This window comes from Roseomonas mucosa ATCC BAA-692 (assembly GCF_000622225.1).
Taxonomy (GTDB): Bacteria; Pseudomonadota; Alphaproteobacteria; order Acetobacterales; family Acetobacteraceae; genus Roseomonas; species Roseomonas mucosa.
Genome location: NZ_JHWD01000004.1, coordinates 77167 through 101046 on the forward strand (window position 1 = coordinate 77167; position 23880 = coordinate 101046).

At 70.1% G+C, this 23880-nt stretch carries 20 protein-coding genes; 8 read left to right on the forward strand and 12 right to left on the reverse strand.

Features of this window, described 5'->3' with window-relative positions; genetic code table 11:
• Positions 1-132 precede the first annotated feature (132 nt).
• The 3 genes from BT98_RS23525 (at position 133) to BT98_RS0107210 (ending at position 4650) form a co-directional block, all read left to right on the forward strand.
• Entirely contained in the window at positions 133-2703 is a 2571-nt protein-coding gene (locus BT98_RS23525; RefSeq protein ID WP_081798543.1) for a ligase-associated DNA damage response DEXH box helicase, read from the forward strand.
• A gap of 317 nt (positions 2704-3020) precedes the next feature.
• Positions 3021-3752 carry a ligase-associated DNA damage response endonuclease PdeM gene (gene pdeM / locus BT98_RS23530; RefSeq protein WP_019459767.1) on the forward strand — a complete coding sequence of 244 codons (732 nt, stop codon included), beginning with the start codon at positions 3021-3023 and terminating at the stop codon, positions 3750-3752.
• Between the two features lie 184 nt (positions 3753-3936).
• Positions 3937-4650, forward strand: a complete 714-nt coding sequence (locus BT98_RS0107210) for a metallophosphoesterase (RefSeq protein WP_026032969.1) — start codon at positions 3937-3939, stop codon at positions 4648-4650.
• A 157-nt stretch (positions 4651-4807) separates the two neighbouring features.
• Here the strand turns inward: BT98_RS0107210 and BT98_RS0107215 are convergent, their stop codons facing one another.
• From BT98_RS0107215 to BT98_RS0107240, 6 genes are all read right to left on the reverse strand, one after another.
• Positions 4808-6289 (reverse strand): mannitol dehydrogenase family protein, encoded by a 1482-nt coding sequence (locus BT98_RS0107215; protein ID WP_019459769.1) that lies wholly within the window; start codon positions 6287-6289, stop codon positions 4808-4810.
• A 14-nt stretch (positions 6290-6303) separates the two neighbouring features.
• The gene (gene xylB / locus BT98_RS0107220) at positions 6304-7758 is read right to left on the reverse strand and encodes a xylulokinase (RefSeq protein WP_019459770.1); all 1455 of its coding nucleotides are present in this window, start codon (positions 7756-7758) and stop codon (positions 6304-6306) included.
• Between the two features lie 11 nt (positions 7759-7769).
• Entirely contained in the window at positions 7770-8873 is a 1104-nt protein-coding gene (locus BT98_RS0107225; protein WP_019459771.1) for an ABC transporter ATP-binding protein, read from the reverse strand.
• Positions 8874-8883: 10 nt separating this feature from the next.
• Positions 8884-9705 (reverse strand): carbohydrate ABC transporter permease, encoded by an 822-nt coding sequence (locus BT98_RS0107230; RefSeq protein WP_019459772.1) that lies wholly within the window; start codon positions 9703-9705, stop codon positions 8884-8886.
• 4 nt (positions 9706-9709) lie between these two features.
• Entirely contained in the window at positions 9710-10618 is a 909-nt protein-coding gene (locus BT98_RS0107235) for a carbohydrate ABC transporter permease (RefSeq protein ID WP_019459773.1), read from the reverse strand.
• 75 nt (positions 10619-10693) lie between these two features.
• A complete protein-coding gene (locus tag BT98_RS0107240) occupies positions 10694-12043 on the reverse strand; it encodes an ABC transporter substrate-binding protein (RefSeq protein WP_019459774.1) in 1350 nt (449 codons plus the stop codon).
• A gap of 330 nt (positions 12044-12373) precedes the next feature.
• Between BT98_RS0107240 and BT98_RS0107245 the strand changes: the two genes are divergently transcribed.
• The 4 genes from BT98_RS0107245 (at position 12374) to BT98_RS0107260 (ending at position 17430) form a co-directional block, all read left to right on the forward strand.
• Positions 12374-12898, forward strand: a complete 525-nt coding sequence (locus BT98_RS0107245) for a SixA phosphatase family protein (RefSeq protein ID WP_019459775.1) — start codon at positions 12374-12376, stop codon at positions 12896-12898.
• A gap of 125 nt (positions 12899-13023) precedes the next feature.
• A complete protein-coding gene (locus BT98_RS26525; protein ID WP_079253244.1) occupies positions 13024-13176 on the forward strand; it encodes an entericidin A/B family lipoprotein in 153 nt (50 codons plus the stop codon).
• A gap of 408 nt (positions 13177-13584) precedes the next feature.
• Positions 13585-15804, forward strand: a complete 2220-nt coding sequence (gene pnp, locus BT98_RS0107255; protein ID WP_019459777.1) for a polyribonucleotide nucleotidyltransferase — start codon at positions 13585-13587, stop codon at positions 15802-15804.
• A gap of 225 nt (positions 15805-16029) precedes the next feature.
• On the forward strand, positions 16030-17430 hold the full coding sequence (locus tag BT98_RS0107260) for an NAD(P)H-dependent flavin oxidoreductase (RefSeq protein WP_026032972.1): 1401 nt from the start codon (positions 16030-16032) through the stop codon (positions 17428-17430).
• A gap of 90 nt (positions 17431-17520) precedes the next feature.
• Here BT98_RS0107260 and BT98_RS0107265 read toward each other — a convergent pair whose 3' ends face one another.
• The 4 genes from BT98_RS0107265 to BT98_RS23535 are packed head-to-tail and all read right to left on the reverse strand — an operon-like array spanning position 17521 to position 21315.
• A complete protein-coding gene (locus tag BT98_RS0107265; protein WP_019459779.1) occupies positions 17521-18441 on the reverse strand; it encodes an efflux RND transporter periplasmic adaptor subunit in 921 nt (306 codons plus the stop codon).
• A 5-nt stretch (positions 18442-18446) separates the two neighbouring features.
• The gene (locus tag BT98_RS0107270; RefSeq protein WP_019459780.1) at positions 18447-18641 is read right to left on the reverse strand and encodes a DUF1656 domain-containing protein; all 195 of its coding nucleotides are present in this window, start codon (positions 18639-18641) and stop codon (positions 18447-18449) included.
• Positions 18641-20821: an FUSC family protein gene (locus BT98_RS0107275; RefSeq protein WP_019459781.1), complete on the reverse strand. Its 2181-nt coding sequence runs from the start codon at positions 20819-20821 to the stop codon at positions 18641-18643. The genes BT98_RS0107270 and BT98_RS0107275 overlap by 1 nt, the downstream gene beginning before the upstream one ends.
• Positions 20818-21315, reverse strand: a complete 498-nt coding sequence (locus BT98_RS23535) for a MarR family winged helix-turn-helix transcriptional regulator (protein WP_019459782.1) — start codon at positions 21313-21315, stop codon at positions 20818-20820. The genes BT98_RS0107275 and BT98_RS23535 overlap by 4 nt, the downstream gene beginning before the upstream one ends.
• Positions 21316-21444: 129 nt before the next feature.
• On the opposite strand from BT98_RS23535, the gene BT98_RS0107285 reads away from it, so the two are divergent.
• Positions 21445-22230 carry an SDR family NAD(P)-dependent oxidoreductase gene (locus BT98_RS0107285; RefSeq protein WP_019459783.1) on the forward strand — a complete coding sequence of 262 codons (786 nt, stop codon included), beginning with the start codon at positions 21445-21447 and terminating at the stop codon, positions 22228-22230.
• 39 nt (positions 22231-22269) lie between these two features.
• On the opposite strand, the gene BT98_RS0107290 is transcribed toward BT98_RS0107285, so the two are convergent.
• Both BT98_RS0107290 and BT98_RS0107295 read right to left on the reverse strand, forming a co-directional pair.
• Positions 22270-22566, reverse strand: coding sequence for a hypothetical protein (locus BT98_RS0107290; RefSeq protein ID WP_147292469.1), 297 nt, complete (start codon positions 22564-22566; stop codon positions 22270-22272).
• A 114-nt stretch (positions 22567-22680) separates the two neighbouring features.
• A complete protein-coding gene (locus BT98_RS0107295) occupies positions 22681-23853 on the reverse strand; it encodes a BaiN/RdsA family NAD(P)/FAD-dependent oxidoreductase (RefSeq protein WP_019459785.1) in 1173 nt (390 codons plus the stop codon).
• Positions 23854-23880: the final 27 nt, after the last annotated feature.

The window sequence follows — 23880 nt, forward strand, 5'->3', positions numbered from 1 at the left end:
AATTTGTAACATGATTGGGGAGGTTTCGCGGGAAGTACCCGCCTACCCCGTAGCTCACCGGATCAGGGCAGCGGAAAAGGACGGGATGCCGACTCGCCGGTGGCGCCGAGGGGTGCCATATACCGCCCGCCCATGAGAACATTGCCGGAACCCTTCGCGGGCTGGTTCGCCGCGCGTGGCTGGACACCCCGGCCCCACCAGATGGCGCTGCTGGAGGCCGCCGAGGCCGGGCGGAGCGCCCTGCTGATCGCCCCGACCGGCGGCGGCAAGACCCTGGCGGGTTTCCTGCCCAGCCTGACCGATCTCGCGCAGGGTCGGCCGGACCAGGGGGCCACCCGTGGGCTGCACACGCTCTACATCTCCCCGCTCAAGGCGCTGGCGGTGGATATCGCGCGCAACCTGACCACCCCGATCGAGGAGATGGGCCTGCCGATCCGGGTGGAGACGCGTACCGGCGACACGCCCGCCAACCGCCGCCAGAGGCAACGCGAGAACCCGCCCGAGATCCTGCTTTCCACGCCGGAAAGTCTGGTCCTGCTGCTTTCCCTGCCCGATGCGGCGGAGATCTTCGGAAGGCTGCGCGCCGTGGTGGTGGACGAGGTGCATGCGCTGGCCGGCACCAAGCGCGGCGACCAGCTCGCCCTCTGCCTGTCGCGGCTGCAGCGCCTCTCCCCCGGCCTGCGGCGCATCGGCCTTTCCGCCACGGTGGCGCAGCCGGAGGCGCTGCGCGCCTGGATCGCGCCCGATGCGCGGCCCGAAGGCGCGGCGCTGATCACCGGGCAGGGCGGCGCAGATCCCAGCCTGGAGATCGTGCTGCCCGAGGGGCACCTGCCCTGGGGCGGGCATATGGGCTTGGCCAGCGCACCGGAGATCTATCGCCGCATCGGCGGGGCCGGGGTCACCATCGTCTTCGTCAACACCCGTGCCCAATCCGAACTGATCTTCCAGGCGCTGTGGCGCCTCAACGACGACAACCTGCCCATCGCCCTGCACCACGGCTCCCTGCAGATCGAGCAGCGGCGCAAGGTGGAGGCCGCCATGGCGGCGGGGAGGCTGCGCGCCGTGGTGGCGACGGCCTCGCTCGACATGGGCATCGACTGGGGCGCGGTGGACCAGGTGATCCAGGTCGGCGCGCCGAAGGGCGTCTCGCGCCTGATGCAGCGCATCGGCCGCGCCAACCACCGGATGGACGAGCCCTCCCGCGCCGTGCTGGTGCCGGCCAACCGCTTCGAGGTGATCGAGTGCACTGCCGCCATCGAGGCCGTGGCGGCGCATGAGCTGGACGGCGAGGCGCCACGCGCCGGGGGGCTGGACGTGCTGGCGCAGCATGTCCTGGCCCTGGCCTGCCACGCACCCTTCCGGGCGGACGACCTCTACGCCGAGGTCACGCAGGCCGCGCCCTATGCCGCGCTGACGCGGCGCGACTTCGACGACGTGCTGCGCTTCGCGGAGGATGGCGGCTACGCGCTGCACGCCTATGAGCGCTTCCGCAAGCTGTTCCGCGACAGCGTGGACTTCATCCATATCCGCGACGAGCGCGTGGCGCGGCAGGTGCGGATGAATCTCGGCACCATCACCGACAGCCCGATGGTGAAGGTGCGGCTGCGCGGCGGGCCGGTGCTGGGCGACGTCGAGGAATGGTTCGTCTCCACGCTGGAGCTGGGGCACTGCTTCCTCTTCGCCGGGCAGACCCTGCGCTACGAGGGGATGGACGCGCTCTCCGTCATCGTCTCGCGCGGCGGCGACGAGGAGCCGCGCGTGCCGACCTATGCCGGGGCGCGCCTGCCGCTTTCCACCTATCTCTCGCGCCGGGTGCGGGCGATCCTGGCCGATCCCCGGCGCTGGGGCGCCCTGCCGGAGCCGGTGCGGGAATGGCTGCGGCTGCAGCAGCGGCAATCCGAGCTGCCCGACCGCGACGGGCTGCTGATCGAGAGCTTCCCGCATCACGGTCGCTGGTTCATGGTCGCCTACTGCTTCGAGGGCCGGCTGGCGCACCAGACGCTGGGCATGTTGGTGACCAAGCGGATGGAAGGGATGGGCTACGGCCCGCTGGGCTACCTTGCCACGGACTACGTGCTCGCCACATGGAGCGCCTTCGAGCCCACCGAGCCGGAGCGGCTGTTCGAGGAGGACATCCTCGGCGAGGAACTGGAGGAGTGGATCGCCGAGAGCTCCATGCTCCGCCGCACCTTCCGCAACATCGCGACCGTCGCCGGGCTGCTGGAGAAGAACCATCCCGGCGCCGAGAAGAGCGGGCGGCAGATGACGATGAACGCCGACCTCATCTACGACGTGCTGCGGAAGCACGACCCGGATCATATCCTGCTGCGCGCCACCCGGCAGGAAGCCGCCTATGGCCTGACCGATGTGCGCCGCATCGCCGGCCTGCTGGCGCGGGTGCGCGGCCGCATCCGCGTGCGGGTGCTCGACCGTGTCTCACCCCTCGCCGTACCGGCGCTGATCGAGGAGGGGCGCGAATGGGTACCGGGCGGCGCCGAGGACGCCCTGCTGGCCGAGGCCGCCGCGCTGGTGGAGGAAGCCACCGACGGCGCCGAGCACTTCGCCGAGGTGCTGAGCGAGGTGACGGAAGGCGTCCGCATCCGCGCCGGGGTGGTGGACCGCCCGCGCCACCGGAAGGGGCGGGAGCGGCGCGGCCGCGGGTTGCCCGGCCCGCGGCAAGGCGCCCGAGGGGATAGTGTCTGAGGGGATAGTGTCTGAGGGGATGGCGGATGAGGGGATGGCGGATGAGGATTGGCAGGCTGGGATGGCGGGGACGCGTTGCGACAGGATGAACGGATGAGATTTGCCGGGCGCCGGGCCTGGACAGGCCCGGCCGTGACCACGCCGCCATGGCCAGCCGGGATCGTGCGGAGCGGCGCCCGCCGGGCTGTGACGAATGCCGCCCGGCGGCGTTGCGCTCCGGTGGCTCATGGGACAGACGCGGAACATGCCTTCCGGCGGCACAGCGGCGATGCGGCGGGATGCGGGGGGCTCCCTGGGCGGCCTCAGGGCGTGTCCGCGTGATCCCGGCGCCGCTGCATCTGGCGGGCGAGCGTCTGTTGCTGGACCCTCAGGGCGTGCTGGCCTGGCCGGCGCGGCGGTTGCTGGCCGTGGCCGACCTGCATCTGGAGAAAGGGAGCCATTTCGCCCGGCGCGGCTGCCTGGTGCCGCCCTACGACACGCGCGAGACGGTGATGCGGCTGCTTTCCGCCCTGCGGCGGCACACGCCCCGGTGCCTCGTGCTGCTCGGGGATTCCTTTCACGATGCGGAAGGCTCGGCCCGCCTGCCGCCCTCGGAGCGTGCGGTGCTGCGACGGGCGCTGGAGGGGCTGGAGGTGGTCTGGGTCCTCGGCAACCACGATCCGGTGCCTCCCGAGGGGCTGCCGGGCACGGCCTGCGCGGAATGGGCGGAAGGGCCCTTCCTGTTCCGCCATCAGGCCCTCCCTGCCCTGCCCCGCAGCGGTCCCGTGGAGATCAGCGGGCATTTCCACCCCAAGGCCACCATGCCCACCCGGGCGGGCGGCGTGACGCGACCCTGCTTCGTGGCCGATCCGCGCCGCGTCATCCTGCCCTCCTTCGGCGCCTATACCGGGGGGCTGGACCTGCGCGACCCGGCCCTGGCCGGGCTGTTCCGGCGCGGCGGCCGGGCCTTCCTGCTGGGGCGCGACCGGCTGTTCAGCATGCCGGTCACGCCGCACGGCGCAGCGGAACGGGTGGCGCCGCCGGAAAAGCGCCTCATATCAGCACCATGACGAGAGCAACGCCGAAGCCGGGGCGCCAGCCACCCCCGCCCCACCCTCGATCCCCCGCGCCGCCCAAGTCGCGGACCGCGCGGGGAAGAATCCAGCGGCACCAGGAACAGGGGGCCCCGGAAAGGGAATGCCGGGCGGCGGCCCGGACCGGCGGAGCGGGCCGGCGTGGCATGGAGCCGGCGGCATGACGGATATCCGGTCGCAATTCGAGGGGCTGCGCGTGATCGGCGACGTGCATGGCGACGCCGATGCCTATGCGGCGGCTGTGGAGGGCGCCCGGGCGGAACGGCTCTTCATCATCCAGCTGGGCGACCTGACCGATGGCGGATCGGATTCCCCCGAGGTGCTTCGGCGCACCTTCGCCCTGCTGGATGCGCGGGCGGGGCTCTTCCTGCTGGGCAACCACGACCACAAGCTGCGCCGGGCGCTCAGCGGAGCGCGGCTGCATATCGATGCCAACGGGCTCGGCAACACGCTGCAGCAGATCGAGCAGGCGCCGGACCGCGAGGCGCTGCGCCAGCGCGTCATGGCGGAGGTGGCGCGCGCCCCGGCCTGGCTGAGGATCGATCAGCGGGTCTTCGTGCATGGCGGCTTCCACCCGCGCATGCTGCACCTGCCGCCGCCGCCGGAAGCCGGGGCGAGCCGGCCCGAGGGGCTGGTGCCGCGCGCCCTGTTCGGCCAGGTGACCAGCCGCATGCGGCCGGACGGCTTCCCGGAACGGCTGCACGACTGGGTGGACCGCATCCCGCAGGGCTTCACCATCTATTGCGGGCACGAGGTCCGCTCCTCGGACGGAAGGCCGCTGACCCATATCGGGGCCCAGGGCGGGGCCGCCGTCTTCATGGATACGGGGGCCGGCAAGGGCGGGCACCTGTCCTGGGTGGACCTGCCCTGGTAGCGGCGGGCCGTGAGGCAGGGCCGGCGGCGTGCCTGTTCAGGTCCAGAGCGCGGGATTCCGGCGGATCAGGGAGGCCAGGGAGAAAACCAAACCCTGCCCTCTGAGAGCGTGACGGCGGAGATAACACGCCGCCCTGAATCCCCCGTGGCCCCTCCGGTCAGAAGCCCAGCTCGTCCGCTGCCCGCTCCAGCGTCTTCAGGCTCCCCACCTTGTAGAAGGAGCCCAGCCATTTCCGCAGCGACGCGACGAGGCGTTCATCCTGCCCCAGCTCCCCGAAGAGCTGCCCGATCGAGAGCAGCGGCGCCGGGTCCGGCCCGCCCTCGGTGGCCTTCTCCCGCAGCAGCTCGGCCAGCGGATGCTTCACCTCGATCTTCCCGCCCTGCTCGTCCTCGCCGCGCACGCGCCGCATCCAGGCGGCGAGCGCGATGGCCAGAAGGTCCACCCCGCCCCCCATCTTCAGCCGGTCGCGGATCGGATCGACCAGCACGTTCAGCGGCGCGTCGGTGTTGACCCGCTCCACCGTGTCCTTGATCGCGGTGTTGGCGAAGCGGCGGATCAGCGTGGCCTTGTAATCCGCGAGGTCGATCCCTGGCACGGGCGCCAGGGTGGGCTCCGTTTCCCGGTCCATCAGCGCGGCCATGTAGCGGCGGAAGAGCGGGTTCGCCATGGTCTCGTCGATATAGGTATAGCCGGCGAGCCGCCCCGGCCCCGACATGGCGAGATGGCTGGCGTTCAGCAGCCGCAGCTTCATGAATTCATAGGGCGCGACGTCGCCCACGAACTGCGCGCCCACCGCCTCCCAGGCCGGGCGGCCGAGCGGGAAGCGGTCCTCGATCACCCATTGCGAGAAGGGCTCGGCGAAGACCGGCCAGTTGTCGGCGAGGCCATGCTTCTCCGCCAGCTCCCGCACCTGCGCCTCGGTGGTCACGGGGGTGATGCGGTCCACCATGGTGCTGGGGAAGCTCGCCTCGGCCTCGATCCAGGCTGCCAGCGCCTTGTCGCGCAGCCCCGCCAGGGTCAGCACCGCGTCGCGCAGCACCTCGCCATTGTGCTGGATGTTGTCGCAGCTCAGCGCGGTGAAGGCGGGCAGCCCGGCCTCCTTCCGGCGGCGGAAACCCTCCACGATGATGCCGATGGCGCTGGCAGGCCGTTCCGGCGTGGCGAGGTCCTGCCGGATCAGCCGGTGCTCCTTGTCCAGCCGCTTGGTGGCGCGGTTGAGGCAGTAACCGTTCTCCGTCACCGTCAGGCTGACGATGCGGATGCGCGGCTCGGCGATGCGGGCCAGGACCTCCGAGGAATCCTCGCCGGCATAGATCATCTCGGTCAGCGCGCCGATGACCGCGACCTTCTCCTCATCCCCCTCGCGCTCCACCAGCGTATAGAGCCAGTCCTGCGGCCCCAGGCTCTCGCGCATCCGCTTGTCGGCGGGCTGGATACCGGCCCCGGCGATGCCCCATTCCCGCGCGGCCGGGTCGCGCCCCATCAGTTCGTGCGTGTAGCGGGCCATATGCGCGCGATGGAAGCCACCCAGGCCGAGATGCACGATGCCCGGCGCGACCGTCGCGGGATCGTAGGCGGGGACCTGGATGGGCGGGCGCAGCTTCGCCAGGTTGGCGCGATTGAGCGGAATGGCGCTCATGGGAAGACCTCGGCTCAGGAAAAGGAACCGGCAATGGCCGGATAGAGGGCGCGGTAGCGGCGCAGCGGGGCGGCATAGGCTCCGGTGAGCTCCGCATCGGGCATCACCGTCTCCAGCCGCCTCGGCGGGGTGCAGACGGCGGCCGGGTCCTCGCCCGTCACCGCCAGCCGCGCGAGGCGCGCGCCGCCGAAGGCGCCGCCATACTCGCCTTCCGCCAGCACATGCAGCGGGATGCCCAGCACCGCGGCAATGATGCCGATCCAGGCGCGGGAGCGGGAGCCGCCGCCGATCACGTCGGCCTCGCGGATCACCGTGCCGGAGGCGGCGAGCGCGTCGAGACAATCGCGGAAGGAGAAGGCCACGCCCTCCAGCACTGCCTGGGTCAGCGCCGCGCGTTCCGTGTCCATCGACAGGCCGGCGAAGGCACCGCGGACCGCGCCGTCATTGTGCGGCGTGCGCTCGCCGGAAAGATAGGGCAGGAAGACCGCCTCGGAGGGTTTGCGGATCGCGGGCAGTTCGGCCAGCAGCGCCGCCTCCCCCTGCCCCGCCACCTGCGCCCACCAGCCCAGGCAGGAGGCCGCCGAGAGCGTCACCCCCATCTGGTGCCAGAGGCCCGGCAGGGCATGGCAGAAGGCATGCACCGCTGCCTTCGGATAGGGTGCGTAGCGGTCCGTGGTTGCCCAGAGCACGCCGGAGGTGCCAAGCGAGACGAAGGCCTCGCCCGGATGGATCGCCCCCAGCCCGACCGCGCCTGCCGCGTTGTCGCCGGCGCTGCCCGCCACCACGACCGGGCCGGACAGGCCCCATTCGCGCAGCAGCTCCGGCCGCAGCATCCCGCCCGGTGCGCTGCCTTCCACCAGGCGCGGCATGTGGTCGCGCGACAGGCCCGTGGCGGCGAGCGCGGCGTCGGACCAGTCGCGCTGCCCGACATCCAGCCAGAGCGTGCCGGAGGCATCCGACATGTCCTCGATGAATTCGCCGGTCAGGCGGTACCGCACCCAGGCTTTGGGCAGCAGCACCTTGGCCGTGCGGGCGAAGACCCCGGGCTCGTGCTTTCGCACCCAGAGCAGCTTCGGCGCGGTGAAGCCCGGCATGGCGAGGTTGCCCGCCACCTCGTGCAGCGCAGGGAAGGCTTCCTCCAGTTCCCGGCATTCGGCGGTGGAACGGGTGTCGTTCCACAGGATGCAGGGCCGCAGCACCTCCCCCGCCGCATCCAGCAGCACCGCCCCGTGCATCTGTCCCGACAGGCCGATGCCGCGAAGGGCGGCGAAAGCGGCGGGTTCCCGCGCGCGCAGGGCACCCACGGCGTCGAGCATGGCCTGCCACCAGTCCCGCGGGTCCTGCTCGCTGTGGCCGGGCGCGGGGCGGGACACGGCGAGCGGGCTGCTGGCGCTGGCCAGCACGCGCTGCGCCCCATCCACCAGCAGGGCCTTGACCGAGGAGGTGCCGAAATCCAGGCCGAGATACATGCCGGGCCTCCTCAGGCCGCGAGGTGGTGCGTTTCGAGGTGCGGCAGGGCCTCGCCACGCTCGTCGAAGACGTGGCAGAGGCGCGGATCGACGGAAAGTCGCAGCACCTCGTGCGGCCGCGTCGCGTCGCTGCCGTCGAGCTGCACGATCACCACCTGGTCCGGCGACAGGCGCAGGTGCAGCAGGGTCAGCCCGCCGAGGCGCTCGGCCAGCAGCACCTCGCCCTGGATCGGGCCGCCCGGATCGGGCCGCAGCCCTTCGGGGCGGATGCCGACGGTCACGGCCTCGCCCGGACGCACCGACCCGGCCTGCACCGGCACGGCGAGGTTCGGGCCGAAGGCGAGCTGCACGGTGACGCCGCCGCCCTCCGCCCCGGTGATGCGGGCGGGCAGCATGTTCATACGCGGCGAGCCGATGAAGCCCGCCACGAAGAGGTTCCTCGGATGATGGTAGAGCTCCAGCGGCGAGCCGACCTGCTCCACCCGCCCGGATTGCAGCACCACGATCTTGTCGGCCATGGTCATGGCCTCGATCTGGTCGTGAGTGACGTAGATCATCGTGGCCTTCAGCTCCTCGTGCAGCCGGGCCAGCTCGATCCGCATCTGCCCGCGCAGCGCCGCGTCGAGGTTGGAGAGCGGCTCGTCGAAGAGGAAGATCTTCGGGTTGCGCACGATGGCGCGGCCGATCGCCACGCGCTGCCGCTGCCCGCCGGAGAGCGCCTTGGGGCGCCGGTCGAGATAGGGCTCCAGCTGCAGGATGCGCGCGGCCTCCTCCACCTTGCGGTCACGCTCGGCCTTCGGCGTGCCGGCCATCTTCAGGGCGAAGCCCATGTTGTCCCGCACCGTCATGTGCGGATAGAGCGCGTAGGACTGGAACACCATGGCCAGGCCGCGATCGGCCGGGCCCAGGTCGTTCACCCGCCGCCCGTCGATCATCAGGTCGCCGGAGGTGATCTCCTCCAGCCCCGCGATCATGCGCAGCAGGGTGGACTTGCCGCAGCCGGAAGGGCCGACGAAGACCACGAACTCGCGGTCCTGCACGTCGAGGTCTATCCCCTTGATCGCCTCGACCTCGGCATAGCGCTTGCGGATGTCGCGCAGGGTCAGCGTGGCCATGCGGGTTCTCCTACTTTACCGCGCCGAAGGTCAGGCCGCGGACGAGCTGTCGCTGGCTGAGCCAGCCGAAGATGAGGATCGGCGCCACCGCGATGGTGGAGGCGGCCGAGAGCTTGGCGAAGAACAGCCCCTGCGGCGAGGAGAAGGAGGCGATGAAGGTGGTGAGCGGCGCCGCCTCGGAGGTGGTGAGGTTCAGGCTCCAGAAGGCCTCGTTCCAGCAGAGGATCAGCGAGAGCAGCCCGGTGGAGGCGATGCCCGGGAGGCTGAGCGGCAGCAGCAGGTGGCGAAACTCCGCCCAGGTCTTGGCCCCGTCCATCCGCCCGGCCTCCAGGATCTCGTGCGGCACCTCCTTGAAGAAGGTGAAGAGCATCCAGACCACGATGGGCAGGTTCATCAGCGCGTAGATGATGATGAGCCCGGTGCGGCTGTCCAGCAGGCCGAAGGTGCGGAAGAGCAGGTAGATCGGCACCAGCACGCCCACCGGCGGCAGCATCTTGGTGGACAGCATCCAGAGCAGCGTGCCGCGCGTGCGCTTCGTCGGGTGGAAGGCCATGGCATAGGCCGCCGGGATGGCGAAGGCCAGCGCCAGGATCGTGCCGCCGAAGGAGATGATGACGCTGTTCAGGGCGAAGTGGATGTAGTCCGCCCGGTCCCGCACCTCGGCATAGCTTTCCAGGCTCGGCTGGAAGAAGAGCTGCGGTGGGGTGGCGATGGCCGCGACCTCGGTCTTGAAGCCGGTCAGCACCATCCAGAGGATGGGGAAGAACATGGCCAGCGCCACGCCCCAGCCCAGGATGGCGATCAGGACCCGCTGCATCGTGCTTTCGCGCATGGCGTCAGATCTCCAGCCGGCGCGCGATGCTGCGCACCAGGAAGAAGGCCACGACATTGGCCAGCAGGATCGCCACCATGCCACCCGCCGAGCCGCCGCCGACATCGAACTGCAGCAGCGCGCGGGCATAGATCAGGAAGGCCAGGTTGGTGGTGGCGTTGCCGGGGCCGCCGGAGGTGGTGACGAAGATCTCGGCGAAGACGGTCAGCAGGAAGATCGTCTCGATCATGATCACCACGCTGATGGCGCGGCCGAGATGCGGCAGGGTGATGTAGAGGAACTGCGCGACCGGCCCCGCCCCGTCCATGCGCGCCGCCTCCTTCTGCTCGTGGTCCAGCGACTGGATGGCGGTGAGCAGGATCAGCAGCGCGAAGGGCAGCCACTGCCAGGAGACGATGACGATGATCGAGAGCATGGGGAACTGGGCGAACCAGTCCACCGGCGTCAGCCCGACGCCGCGCCAGAGTGCGGCCAGCACGCCGTAGATCGGGTGCATCATCAGGTTCTTCCAGATCAGCGCGCTCACCGTCGGCATGACGAAGAAGGGCGCGATGGCCAGTAGCCGCGCCACGCCGCGCCCGGGGAAGTTCTGGTCGAACAGCACCGCCAGCAGCGTGCCCAGCACCACGGTGATCGCCAGCACCGAGCCCACCAGCACCAGGGTGTTGACCAGCGAGGCCCAGAAATCCGGATCGGTGACCAGGAACTCGTAGTTCTCCAGCCCGGCGAAGCCCGTCACCATCGGGTTCAGCAGGTTGTAGCGCTGGAAGGAGAACCAGATCGTCATCGCCAGCGGGACGATCATCCAGAGCAGCAGGACACCGACCGAGGGGGCGATCAGGGGCAGCGTACCGGAGCGCCGGCGCTTCGCCGGCTCCCTGGCCACACCCTGCTGGGCGGAGATGGCGGACATGCGGCCTCCCGGCAATGAGGTGCCGCGCCGGGGGCCCGGCGCGGCGGCGAGGTCAGGGCAGCGAGGACGGGGGCATCAGCGGCCGTAGCCGGCCTGGCGCATGGTGCGCTCGGTGGCGGACTGCGCCGCCTTGAGCGCCGCGTCGATGCTGGTCTGCCCGGTCAGCGTGCCCGCGACGGTCTGCCCCACCTGCGTGCCGATGCCCTGGAATTCCGGGATCGCCACGAACTGCGCGCCGGTATAGGGGCGCGGGTTCTTCGTGTCGCCGTTCGGGTTGGCGGTCTCGATCGCCTTCAGCACAAAGGAGGCGAAGGGCGCGGCCTTCTGGTAGTCCGCGTTCTCATAGGTCGAGCGGCGCGTGCCCGGCGGCACGGCGACCCAGCCATTCTCCTGCGCCACGAGCTGGATGTACTCCTTCGACGTCGCCCAGGTGGTGAAGGTCTTCGCCGCCTCCTTCTGCTTCGAGGAAGCGGGGATGCCCAGGTTCCAGCTCCAGAGCCAGGTCGGGCCGCCCTTGAAGTCGCCCACCGGGATCGGCGCGAAGGCGATCTTGTCCGCCACCTGCGACTGCCTGGTGTCGTAGAGCAGCCCGGCCGCGACCGTGGAATCGATCCACATGCCGCAGCGCCCGCCCGCCGTCAGGGCGAGGTTCTCGTTGAAGCCGTTCGAGGTGGCTCCCGGCGGGCCGTAGTTCTTCAGCACGTCGTTGTAGTAGGTGAGCGCCTTGTGCCATTCCGGCGTGTCGATCGTGGCCTTCCAGCTCTTGTCGAACCACTGTCCGCCGAAGGTCGTTACCAGCGAGGTGACATAGGCCATGTTCTCGCCCCAGCCCGGCTTGCCGCGCAGGCAGATGCCGAAGACCTGGCCGGGCTTGTCGGTGATCTTGGCGGCCGCGTCCTTCACCTGGTCATAGGTCGGCTGCTCCGGCATGGTGATGCCGGCCTTCTGGAACAGGTCCTTGCGGTAGTAGGTCATGGCGCTCTCGCCATAGAACGGCAGGGCGTAGAGCTTGTTCTCGTAGGTGAGCCCCTCGCGGACCGGCTTCAGCAGGTCATCGACGTCATAGCTGGCGGGCAGGTTCTCCATCGGCTCCAGCCAGCCCTGCTTGGCCCAGATCGGCACCTCGTAGTTGCCAATGGTCATGATGTCGAACTGGCCGGCCTTCGTCGCGATGTCGGTGGTGACGCGCTGGCGCAGCACGTTCTCCTCCAGCACCACCCAGCGCAGCTTGATGTCGGGGTGCTGCTGCTCGAACTTCGCGGAAAGCCGCTGCATCACCACCATGTCGCCGTTGTTGACGGTGGCGATGGTGAGCGTGGTCTGGGCCAGGGCGTCGCCGCTGCCGAGGGACAGGCCCGCGAGTGAGGCCAGCGAGAAACTGGCGGCCAGCACCGTGATCCTGCCGCGTGGACGCATGGAGGCCATCGGTCTCATCCTCACATCTTCTTGTGCTGTTCGTGGACGTCCAAGAACGGTGCCCTGGCGCGGCGGAAGTCGTCCCACCTCCGCCATTTCCCGTCAAGTTTTGGCATAACCCATGCGCGTAGCCCCTTTGGCGCGGCATTCACGGACCGGGCGCCTGTGTCGGCGCCGCTTCGCCGCCTCCCCGTGATGGCCGCGAAAGCTCCCGGACGGCTGTTCCGGGGATGGTCCGGAAAGGGCCGTCAGGCGGGGCGGGAACCCCGGCGAGGCGGTGGCGAGAGAAGCGCCGGCAGGGGGGCGACATCGCATCCGGGACATGGCATCCTCACATCCATGCGACGGCTTCTGCTGCTCCGCCATGCGAAATCCTCCTGGGACGACCCGGCGCTTTCCGACCATGCCCGCCCGCTGAACAGCCGCGGCCGGAAGGCGGCGGCCGCCGTCGCGCAGCTTTTCCACCGGCTGAACCTGGCTCCCGACCTGGTGCTGGTCTCCTCCGCCCGCCGCACGCTGCAAACGCTGGAGGCGCTCTCCCCCCTCCCCGGCCAGCCCAGGATCGAGGCCACGGACAGCCTCTATCTCGCCACGCCCGACACGATGCTGGAGGCCATCCGGCTCGTGCCGGAGGAGACGCATTGCGTCCTGATGATCGGGCACAACCCCGGGATGCACGAGCTCGCAATGAAGCTCCTCGGCCGCCCGGCCCTGGAGGATCCGCAGGGAGATGCGCACCGGCTCGGCGAAGGCTATCCCACCGCTGCCCTGGCCGAATTCACGGTGGAGGGAGCCTGGGACCGGCTCTCGGCCGGCGGTGGCCGTCTCGTGCGATTCGTGACCCCCGCCGACTTGGCGGACTGACCGGCGCCCCCGTCCCAGCGAACGGGGTGAAACCCGGCGTCACCCTGGATGTTGCAGATCGCGCCAGGGGGCTTCATCCCCGCGGCTCCTTGTCCCGATCCTGTCGTTCAGAGGAGTTTCGCACCATGTCCAGAACCATAGCGGCCGTCGTGACCGCCTGCCTGCTGCTGGGGTCCGCCACCCTGCTCAGCGCCTGCAATACCGTGTCGGGCGCCGGCGAGGATGTCTCGGCGGTCGGCAACGCGGTCACCCGTGGCGCCGACCGCGCCAAGCCGTAAGCTCGACCGCAGCCCGTCGCCGCCCCCGGGGGCAGCGCGACAATGGCGGCAGGCCGTGGCCGTATCGGCGGCCATGCCGGGAACGGCCCCAGCCACAGTCCCCTCCCTCAACGGACATTGGGACTGGCAATCCGCGCCGGACGAAGGCATATAGCCCGGCTCAAGGGTGCGGCCACCGGCCGCTCTCCACTTCCGCGCACGCGGTGGTGCACATGGACGAGCCGCGCCGCGGCGTTTCCGGCCACATGGTTTCCTGCCGCCCCACTATCGCGGCCCTCCATGCCGCCCGAGACGCCGGGCACCCGAATCCTCGGGTTGCCGACCGTCCCAACCGCACCGTCCCGCGTCGCATCCACAGTCTTGCCCGGCGGCCCATGGCCACGGGGCGGGACGCATTAGGACGACCGCATGTTCGACCACTACTACCGCAAGGACATCGCCTGGGGCGGCAAGACCCTGACGCTGGAGACGGGCAAGGTGGCCCGCCAGGCCGATGGCGCCGTGATGGCCCGCCTGGGCGATACCATCGTGCTCTGCACAGCGGTCGGTAGCCGTTCGGTCAAGCCCGGGCAGGACTTCTTCCCGCTGACCGTCAACTACCAGGAGAAGGCTTTCGCCGCGGGCAAGATCCCCGGCGGCTTCTTCAAGCGCGAGGGTCGTCCCTCCGAGAGCGAGACGCTGATCTCGCGCCTCATCGACCGGCCGATCCGCCCGCTCTTCCCCGAAGGCTTCCGCAACGAGGTCCAGGTCATCGCGACGGTGCTGTCGCATGACATGGAGAACGACCCGGACATGGTGGCGATGGTCGGTTGCTCCGCCGCCCTGACGCTGTCCGGCATTCCCTTCTTCGGCCCGGTGGCCTCGGCGCGCGTCGGCTATATCGACGGCCAGTACGTGCTGAACCCGACGCTGGAGGAGCGCAAGCGCTCGCAGCTCGACCTCGTGGTCGCCGGCACCGCCGAGGGCGTGCTGATGGTGGAGTCCGAGGCACAGGAGCTCTCCGAGGAGGTGATGCTCGGCGCCGTGGAATTCGGCCACCGGGGCTTCCAGCCCGTGATCCAGGGCATCATCGAGCTGGCCGAGCATGCCGCCAAGGAGCCCTGGCCGCTGGCCGAGGCCGATGAGGGCCTGACGGCGCTCAAGGCCCGCATCGCCGGGCTGGGCCGCGACAAGATGGCCGAGGCCTACAAGGAGACGCAGAAGCTTCTCCGCCAGGGCAAGGTCGGCGAGGTCAAGAAGGAGGTCCTGGCGGCGCTGGAGGCCGAGGGCCTCGACGTGGCCGCCGCCAAGGGTCTGCTCAAGGACCTGGAGGCGGACGTGGTCCGCAACGCGATCCTCGACACGGGCATCCGCATCGACGGCCGCGACACCCGCACCGTCCGCCCGATCATGGCCGAGGTCGGCGTGCTGCCGCGCGCCCATGGCTCCGCCCTTTTCACCCGTGGTGAGACCCAGGCGCTCGCCGTGGCGACGCTGGGCACCGGGCAGGACGAGCAGATCATCGACCAGCTCGCCGGCGAGTACCGCGAGAACTTCCTGCTGCACTACAACTTCCCCCCCTACTCGGTGAACGAGACGGGCCGCATGGGCTCGCCGGGGCGGCGTGAGGTCGGCCATGGCAAGCTCGCCTGGCGCGCCATCCACCCGCTCCTGCCGGAGAAGGAGAAGTTCCCGTACACGATGCGCGTGGTCTCCGAGATCACGGAGTCGAACGGCTCCTCCTCCATGGCCACCGTCTGCGGCACCTCCCTGTCGCTGATGGATGCGGGCGTGCCGCTGAAGCGCCCCTGTGCCGGCATCGCCATGGGCCTGATCAAGGAGGATCGCGGCTTCGCCGTGCTCTCCGACATCCTGGGCGACGAGGACCACCTCGGCGACATGGACTTCAAGGTGGCCGGCACCGAGCAGGGCGTGACCGCGTTGCAGATGGACATCAAGATCACGTCCATCACCTTCGACATCATGAAGACCGCCCTGGAGCAGGCCCGTGACGGCCGCATCCACATCCTGGGCGAGATGGCGAAGGGCCTGTCCGGCGCCCGCACCGACGTCTCGGCGAATGCCCCCAAGGTCACGATCATCAACGTGCCCAAGGACAAGATCCGCGAAGTGATCGGCACGGGCGGCAAGGTGATCCGCGAGATCGTCGAGCAGACCGGCACCAAGATCGACATCGAGGACGACGGGACGATCAAGATCGCCTCGTCCAGCCCGGAGGCGACCCAGGCCGCGATCGACCGCATCAAGGGCATCACCGCCGAGGCCGAGATCGGCACGATCTACAACGGCACCGTGGTGAAGACCGCCGATTTCGGCGCCTTCGTGAACTTCCTCGGCGCCAAGGACGGCCTTGTCCACATCTCCGAGCTGTCGCAGGACCGGGTCAACAAGACCACCGACATCGTCAACGTGGGCGACAAGGTGAAGGTCAAGGTCATCGGTTTCGACGACCGCGGCAAGGTGAAGCTGTCCATGCGGGTGGTCGATCAGGCGACCGGCGCGGACATCACCGAGCAGGTCGGCGCCCGCCGCCCCCGCCCCGAGGGCGAGGAAGGTGGAGAGGGCCGCCGCGACCGTGGGGACCGGGGCGACCGGGGCCGTGGCCCGCGGCGCGACTTCCGCGACTGAGGCCCAGGGGGCCTGTGCCCGGCCACCGGCCGGCACGGGCCCCGGCCCGGACATCGCCGCTCCGGACTTGCCTAGAGAGGAAAATACCCTCCCAGGTTGCTCCCGGTGCCGGCGGCTTTTCCGGCAATCTTACAAATCGGTGAAGACAGGCCGCATTTCCCCTCGATTCGGGAGGGTGGCCGGTCCATATCGGGACCCGTTCCAGGAATTTCAGGATAGCGTGCCGTGAAGGCGATCAACGCAATACGCATGGGGGGCGTAGACGTCCTCCCTCTCGTCGAGGGTGGAAAGGGTGTTTCCGCCACCAATGGTGCGTCCTGCGGTGGCTGGGCCGAGGCCGGTGGCGTGGGCACCTTCTCCGGTGTCAATGCCGACAGCTATGACGCCGACGGGCATGTCGTCCCGCAGGTCTACCACGGCTCCACCCGCCGCGAGCGGCACGAGGAACTGGTGCAGTACGGTATCGCCGGCGGCATCGCCCAGGCGCGGGAGGCGCATGAGCGCTCCAACGGCCGGGGCCGCGTCCACATCAACGTGCTGTGGGAGATGGGCGGGGCGGAGCGCGTGCTGCGCGGTGTGCTGGAGGGGGCCAGGGGCCTCGTCCATGGTGTCACCTGCGGCGCGGGCATGCCCTACAAGCTCAGCGAGATCGCGCGGGAATACCGCGTCCACTACTATCCGATCGTCTCCTCCGCCCGGGCCTTCAGCGCCCTCTGGAAGCGTGCCTATCACAAGGCGCAGGACTGGCTGGGCGGCGTGGTCTACGAGGACCCCTGGCTGGCGGGTGGCCATAACGGCCTGTCCAACAGCGAGGACCCGCGCAAGCCGGAGGACCCCTTCCCCCGCGTGCTGAAGCTGCGCGAGCAGATGCGCCAGTTCGGCCTGGGCGACGTGCCGATCATCATGGCCGGCGGCGTCTGGTGGCTGGAGGAGTGGGAGGACTGGATCAACAACCCGGAGCTCGGCCCCATCGCCTTCCAGTTCGGCACCCGTCCGCTGGTGACGCAGGAAAGCCCGATCCCCGATGCCTGGAAGCAGCGCCTGCTGACACTGAAGCCCGGCGACGTGTCGCTGCAGAATTTCTCGCCGACCGGCTTCTACTCCTCCGCCGTGCGCAACGACTTCCTGCACGGCCTGGAGGGGCGCTCGCACCGCCAGGTGGCCTATACCTCCGAGGCGATCGGGGAGCATTCCGCCCGCTACGGCGTCGGCCCGCGCAAGCGGCCGGTCTATCTCGTGCCCGGCGACCTCGTGCGGGTGCAGCAATGGGAGAGCGAGGGCTTCACCGAGGCCCTGCGCACCCCGGACGACACGCTGGTCTTCGTGACGCCCGAGGAATCCCGCCAGATCCTGGCCGATCAGGTGGCCTGCATGGGCTGCCTGTCGCAGTGCCGCTTCTCCAACTGGTCGCAGCACGAGCCGGATTTCAGCAACGGCAAGAAGGCCGATCCGCGCAGCTTCTGCATCCAGAAGACGCTGCAGGACATCGCCCATGGCGGCGACCCGGAGCAGAACCTCATGTTCTCGGGACACAACGCCTACCGCTTCGGGCAGGACCCCTTCTATTCCAACGGCTTCATCCCGACGGTGCGGCAGCTGGTGGAGCGGATCCTCACCGGCCGCTGAGCGCTCCGCACCGGCAAGACCAGGAAAAGGGCTGTCCGCCAATGGCGGGCAGCCCTTTTTTCCATGCCCCCGCCCCCGGCGGGATCGGCGTCACATATTGTCGCGCATCCATTCCAGCAATCGGCCGCCGAGGCCCGAACGCTGCTCGCTTTCCGGCCCGACATCGATCGAGGCCGTCATGCCCACCACCAGGGTCACCTCCGGCGGCAGATCCCTGATGGAAACCCGGACCGGGATACGCTGCGCCAGCCGGACCCAGGTGAAGACCGGGTTCACCGCCGGCAGCCCGCGGTTGTTGGTGGCGTCGTTGGAATCCGCGATGCCGCGCCCGATGCTCTCCACCCGCCCCTCGAAGGGCGTGTTGTAGCCCATCAACCGGATCCGGGCCGGGTCGCCAGGGCGGATCGCGTGCAGCTTGGTTTCCTCGAAATACCCCTCGATCCAGAAGGAATCCGCATCCACCACGGCTATCTGCGCGACGCCCGTGCTGACATAGGCGCCGGCCCGCAGCCGCAGATGCGTGACATAGCCGTTCACCGGCGACACCACGGTCGAACGCGCGAGGTTCAGCTTGGCCACGTCCAGCGACGCCTTGGCCTGGTCGAGCGTGGCCTCGGCCACCCGCATGGTGTTCTCCGCCTTCTCCCTGGCCTCCTCCGAGGCATAGACCGTCAGCCGCTGCTGCCGCCGGGATTCGGACCGGGCGAAGCTCAACTGGTTCTGCGCGCTCTCCAGCGCGGCCTGGGCCTGCGCCAGGGCAAGGCGGAAGCGGGTGGGATCGACCTGGAACAGCACGTCGTTCTTGTGGACGAACTGGTTGTCCTGCACCGGAACGTCCACGACGGTGCCGGCCACCTCAGAGGCGACGTTCACGACCTGGGCCTGGACGCGTCCGTCACGGGTCCAGGGCGAGAGCATGTAGGACTGCCACAGCATCACCACGAGGACGCCGGCAATGACGACCGCCGCCAGGGTGATCAGGACTCGGAGGGCGGATTGCAGGAATCTCATTTTCTCTACCGGAGCAGCACGAGCAGGGAGACGATGGAAAGGAAAAGGCAGACCTCGAAAAGCGCCGGGTGCCAGATCCGGCCCAGCACGCCCAGGCGGCCGAGGACGGAGCGGCAGAGGGCGAAGATCGCCAGGGCGAGCAGCCCCTCGACCACGATTGGCGCCAGGTAGACGCCGCCGATACTGATTTCCGCCAGCATCAGGCCGCCCCCCGCGCCACGGCGGGCGCACCGCCTCCGCTTCCGCCCTGGCTTCCTGGAGGCAGGCCCTTGCCCGGCGGCTCCGCCAGCCAGTCCTGGCCGATCAGGAAGAAGTGCGCGCGTTCCGTCAGGATCGCGGCGGCCTCGCTGAGCATGGCGGCGGCGTGGAAGACCACGGCGTTCGCGCCGTCCAGGGCCGTGAGCTCGGCGGTGGCGCGCCGCGCCTCGGCGGCGACCTCGGCCGGCGCGGTATCGACACGCCCGAAGGCTCCCACCGCCCGCGCCACGATGGTGGCCCCGGCGGGTGGCATGTCCGGGCGGCTGGCGATCAGCCGGGCACGGATCAGCGCCCGCCCGATCAGCACGGCGCTGCCGCCGTCGCTGATGGCATCGCCGCGCCGCGCCGGTGCCACCGCCGCCAGACGCCGCGACAGGCGGACCAGCTTCTGGTGCTGCAGGTGCTCCCAGACCAGCCAGGGCATCAGGCGGCCCCTCGCCAGCCGCCGCACCGCCCGCACGAGCGAGCGCTGCAGCACCTGTGCCTCGGCCACCGGGTCGGGCGGCAGCAGCACGCGGAAGGCCAGCACGCCGCAGAAGCCGCCGATCAGGTTGGCGAAGGCGCCATCGAGGGCGCTGGAAAGCTGGTAGTTCATCGGGTTGCCCGGTGACACCGTCACCATGAAGAAGATCTGGAAGGCGGTGCCGAGACCCATCGTCTTCGGCCGCTGGCTGAGCCACACGCCAAGCGCGACGAAAGGCAACGTGCTCAGCAGCAGCAGCGGAAAGCTGTTCATCATCGGCAGGATCGCATAGGCGACGATCAGCCCCACGGGGATGGCGATGATCAGCCCTTTGAAGAAGCCGATGCTGGCCGCCGCCGCGCTGTCCGTCGTGCTCAGCAGGGCGCACATCGGGCCCAGCATGACCAGGGTGCTGGCGCCCGAGGACCAGCCGCTCACCAGCCAGAAGGCACCGCCGAGGAAAACGGCCAGCGCCGCGCGCACCCCGTTCCGCGCCGCCGTCACCGGGTTGGCATAGATCCGCAGCTGCAGGGCCGGGGTGCGAGGCGTGTCGTCGCGCAGGTCGGTCAGGGTGTCCATGATCCGCACGAGCTGCCGCAGCATCGCATCGGCACGCTCCAGCGCCACCAGCACCGGCAGGTCGCGGCAGGTGGCCGTGGCCCGAGCCGTTTCCGCCTGGGCGGCGTGGATGTCGCTGCGCAGCGCGTCGAGGGGGGTATCGGGCGCCAGCGCGGCCAGGCGGTCCATCAGGCCGGTCAGCCGCTGCCGCGTGGCCGGGACCTGCGGCTCCCACGCCAGCGCGGGATCGGCGAGCAGGCGGGCGGTGCGCTGGCTGGCCGTCAGCACCGCGAAGAGCTCCGCCACGGCAAGGCGCACGCCATCGGCATGGCGGCCGAAGCCGGTATCCTCGACCGAGGCGAATTCCACCGTCTGGTCCAGGGCGCTCAGCTCGCCGACGACCTTGCTGCGCGCGGCCCGCACGGTGGCCGCATCCTCCCGCATCAGGGCCTGGCGCGTCACCGCCGCCACCGCCGCCACCAGCCGGGTGATCCCGGCCCGGACCTCGCCGCGCCGCGGCCCAAGATCCGTCACCAGGAAGACCACCGCCGTGACAAGGATGCCGAGGCTGACCACGGCGATGCGCGCGGTGGCGAGGTGGAAGACGTTGTCCGGGTCCTGCACCGCGGAAAGGGCGATCAGGGCGATGGTGTAGCCGGCCAGCACCGCGCCATAGCTGCGGAAGTAGCGCAGCAGCGAGGCGGCAAAGGTGCAGAGGCCGAGCCAGAGGGAGAAGCCCAGGATGAAGAGCCATGGGGCCTGGGCGAACCAGGCGACGAGCGTGATCGAGGCGAGCGCGCCGACCACCGTGCCGCCGGCGCGGTAGAGGCTCTTGGACAGCACCGCGCCGCGCGAGGCGCTGGCCACGATCAGCACCGTCAGGCCGGCCGAGGAGGGGCTGTCGAGCTCCAGCGCATAGGCGGCATAGAGCGCGATACTGAAGGCCAGCAGGGTACGGAGGATATGGCTCCAGCCCATGAGCCATGCGGGCAGGCGCGGCCGGAAGCGGCGCCCCATGGCGGCCAGGATGCCGCCCGCCGTGCTGTCCGCACCGATGGCGTTGCTGCGGGCCGGGCCGGCGCTGCCTTCCGCGGCGCTCATGCCCCTACCTCCCCGGAGAGGCCATCATCCGGGCCGCTCTCCATGGCCGTGCCGGGGCCACGCAGGGTCAGCTCGACCTTGCGGAACACGCGGAGGCACAGCTCCAGCTCCTGCTCGTCGATCTGGACGAGCAGGCGCTGGCTCACGCCCTCATAGGCGCTCTCGATCTGCTCCACGGTCTCCTGCCCGGACTCGGTCAGTTGCAGCACCTTGGAACGCCGGTCCTCCGGATCGGGATGCCGGCGCAGGAGCCCGCCGCGCTCCAGCGCATCCAGCAGCCGCACCAGAGATGCCCCCTCGATCCCCAGGGCAGCGGCCAGGTCCGTCTGCCGTATGCCGCCGCCCATGCGGCCGAGATAGAGCAGGGGCCGCCATGTCCCGTCCGAAAGGCCGAGACGGCGCATGCCGAGATCCATCTCCCGCCGCCAGAGCTGGCCGGCGCGGAAGAGGTCTCGCCCGAACTCGGCGGCCAGGCGGGATCGCTCGCTGCACATGGGACGTTAGCTAGGGGCAAAGCTAATAGGTAGCAATCTAATTGCTTGCGCGCCTGCCCCGCTGCCTTTGCAGGGATGCCCCTGCCCTCCCCGCTCCCATCCCCCTGGCAGGACCCTTTGCACGGGACCATGCTGCGCGCCCTTTTCCCAACCGGACTCGGCATGATGGAATTCCAGGACAAGCGCGTCATCGTCACCGGGGCCGGGGGCATTTACGGACGCTGGATCGCCCGGGCCTTCGCCCGCGAGGGCGCGCGCCTCTGCCTGTCCGACAACCGGGCGGAGGCACTGGAATCCCTGGCCGAGGAACTGGCCCTGCCGGAGGAGCGTGTCATGCTCCACCGGACGGAGCTGATGGAGGAAGCCTCGATCCGCGACCTCGCCGCACATGTGAAGGCGGGCTGGGGCGGGGTGGACATCCTGGTGAACAATGCCGGCATCTATCCCGGCGGCGACCTTTTCGACCTGCCGACCAGCGAATGGGACCGGGTCTTCGGCGTCAACGTCCGCGCCGTCTTCATCCTGTCGCGGGAGGTGGCGCATCTGATGGTGGCGGAGGGCGTGCAGGGCTGCATCGTCAACATCTCCTCCGGCGCCTCGCGGAAGATGAACCCGGCCCGCGTCGCCTATTGCACCTCCAAGACCACGCTGGACCGGCTCACCAAGGGGCTCGCCCTGGATTTCGCGCCGCGCGGTATCCGCGTGAACGCGGTCGAGCCCGGCTTCGCCCCGGGCAGCGAGGTCAGTCCGCTGAGCGACGAATACGTCTCCAACATGCTGGCCCGCATCCCGCTGGGCCGCACCAGCGGCCCCGACGATGCCGCCGCGGCGGTGCTCTACCTCTGCTCCGGCAAGGCCAGCTACGTCACCGGCGCCACGCTGACGGTAGACGGAGGCAACTCGATCCGCACCTGAGCGGGCCGCCCTTTGCCGGGAGGGCGGACCGCTCCGCGCCTAGCCCTTCTTGTCCGGCGCCGGCAGCAGGGCCTGGGGCGCCGCCTCGGCCTTGCTGCGGCGGGGTTTCGCCGCGCTGCCGGGGCGGCGGGCGGACGGTGCCTTCCGGACCCGCTTCCTCGCCGGCTTCGGCGACGGCAGGCTCTCGGCCCAGGTCAGCAGCCCGGCCACCACGGCCACATAGAGCGGGCCGCTGACCCACCAGGGAAAGCCGGTCAGGGCAACGACGCCAGTCCCGATCAGCACGGTCACGGCAACGACGGCAAGGTTCCGGAGAAAAGCGCGGAGCTTGGGCATGGCCCCATAGAACGCAAGCGCCCCGCGAATACAAACCCTTGAAAACGCTGATTTACATCCAGGGCCATCCGGGAACGGAAAAAGAACCTTCCGGGCGGTGCCCTCCAGGCGAAGTCAGAGCGCCTGTCCGGCGCACCAGCCGCTCGACCAGGCCCACTGGAAGTTGTAGCCGCCGAGCCAGCCGGTGACGTCCACCGCCTCCCCGATCGCATAGAGGCCGGGCACGTCGCGCGCCTCCATGGTCTGGGAGGAAAGCGCCCGCGTGTCGATGCCGCCCAGCGTGACCTCGGCCTTGGCATAACCCTCCGTGCCGCTGGGGACCAGGCGGCGGTTCTTCAGCCCCTCCGCCACCCGGCGCAGTTCCCGGTCCGGCAACTCCCCCATGGGCCGTGCCACGCCGTCCGCCAGGGCGACCGCCAGGCGCTGCGGCAGCACCTCCCCCAGCACGGTCCGCAATTCGGCGCGCGGACGGCTGTTCTTGCGCTCGATCAGGAAGGCGGTGGCATCGCGGTCCGGCAGCAGGTCCAGGATGACCGCCTCCCCCTCCCGCCAGGGCGAGGAGATCTGCAGGATGGCCGGGCCGGACAGGCCACGATGGGTGAAGAGCACCGCCTCCCGGAAGGCATGGCGGCCGCAGCGGGCCACCGCCTCCAACGACACGCCGCTCAGCGGGCGCATCATCTCCAGCGTCTCCCCGGCGAAGGTCAGCGGCACCAGGGCCGGGCGCGGCTCCACCAGCGGCAGGCCGAACTGCCGCGCGACGTCATAGGCGAAGCCGGTGGCACCCATCTTCGGGATGGAGGGACCGCCCGTTGCCAGCACCAAAGCGGGCGCGGCGAAGGCGCCCCGGTCGGTCTCCACGCGGAAGCCGCCGCCGTCATGGGCGACTGCGGTGATCCGGTGTCGCAGCCGCAGCTCCACCCGCGCCGCCTGGCATTCCGCCAGCAGCATGGCGAGGACGGCCCGCGCCGAACCGTCGCAGAAGAGCTGGCCCAGCGTCTTCTCGTGCCAGGCGATGCGGTGCTTCTCCACCAGTGCCAGGAAGTCGTGCTGCGTGTAGCGGCGCAGGGCGGATTTCGCGAAATGTGGGTTGGCGGAGAAGAAGCGCTCCGGCACCACGCCCAGGTTGGTGAAGTTGCAGCGCCCGCCGCCGGAGATCAGGATCTTGGCCCCCGCCTGGTCCGCATGGTCGAGCAGCAGCACGCGCCGCCCGCGCTGTCCCGCCGCCATGGCACACATCAGCCCCGCCGCCCCGGCGCCCAGGATCACCGCATCGAAGGATTCCATCGCGGCTCCCTAGCCCGTGGCCGCCGC

Bases quoted from the DNA above. Each gene is read 5' to 3' on its own strand.
- BT98_RS0107265 (WP_019459779.1), bottom strand. From the start codon at position 18,441: ATGAGATTCCTGCAATCCGCCCTCCGAGTCCTGATCACCCTGGCGGCG.
- BT98_RS0107235 (WP_019459773.1), bottom strand. From the start codon at position 10,618: ATGTCCGCCATCTCCGCCCAGCAGGGTGTGGCCAGGGAGCCGGCGAAG.
- BT98_RS0107295 (WP_019459785.1), bottom strand. From the start codon at position 23,853: ATGGAATCCTTCGATGCGGTGATCCTGGGCGCCGGGGCGGCGGGGCTG.
- BT98_RS0107230 (WP_019459772.1), bottom strand. From the start codon at position 9,705: ATGCGCGAAAGCACGATGCAGCGGGTCCTGATCGCCATCCTGGGCTGG.
- BT98_RS0107225 (WP_019459771.1), bottom strand. From the start codon at position 8,873: ATGGCCACGCTGACCCTGCGCGACATCCGCAAGCGCTATGCCGAGGTC.
- BT98_RS0107245 (WP_019459775.1), top strand. From the start codon at position 12,374: ATGCGACGGCTTCTGCTGCTCCGCCATGCGAAATCCTCCTGGGACGAC.
- xylB (WP_019459770.1), bottom strand. From the start codon at position 7,758: ATGTATCTCGGCCTGGATTTCGGCACCTCCTCGGTCAAGGCCCTGCTG.
- BT98_RS0107275 (WP_019459781.1), bottom strand. From the start codon at position 20,821: ATGAGCGCCGCGGAAGGCAGCGCCGGCCCGGCCCGCAGCAACGCCATC.
- BT98_RS26525 (WP_079253244.1), top strand. From the start codon at position 13,024: ATGTCCAGAACCATAGCGGCCGTCGTGACCGCCTGCCTGCTGCTGGGG.
- BT98_RS23535 (WP_019459782.1), bottom strand. From the start codon at position 21,315: ATGTGCAGCGAGCGATCCCGCCTGGCCGCCGAGTTCGGGCGAGACCTC.
- BT98_RS0107240 (WP_019459774.1), bottom strand. From the start codon at position 12,043: ATGGCCTCCATGCGTCCACGCGGCAGGATCACGGTGCTGGCCGCCAGT.
- BT98_RS0107210 (WP_026032969.1), top strand. From the start codon at position 3,937: ATGACGGATATCCGGTCGCAATTCGAGGGGCTGCGCGTGATCGGCGAC.
- BT98_RS0107290 (WP_147292469.1), bottom strand. From the start codon at position 22,566: ATGCCCAAGCTCCGCGCTTTTCTCCGGAACCTTGCCGTCGTTGCCGTG.
- BT98_RS0107270 (WP_019459780.1), bottom strand. From the start codon at position 18,641: ATGCTGGCGGAAATCAGTATCGGCGGCGTCTACCTGGCGCCAATCGTG.
- BT98_RS0107285 (WP_019459783.1), top strand. From the start codon at position 21,445: ATGCTGCGCGCCCTTTTCCCAACCGGACTCGGCATGATGGAATTCCAG.
- BT98_RS23525 (WP_081798543.1), top strand. From the start codon at position 133: ATGAGAACATTGCCGGAACCCTTCGCGGGCTGGTTCGCCGCGCGTGGC.
- pnp (WP_019459777.1), top strand. From the start codon at position 13,585: ATGTTCGACCACTACTACCGCAAGGACATCGCCTGGGGCGGCAAGACC.
- BT98_RS0107215 (WP_019459769.1), bottom strand. From the start codon at position 6,289: ATGAGCGCCATTCCGCTCAATCGCGCCAACCTGGCGAAGCTGCGCCCG.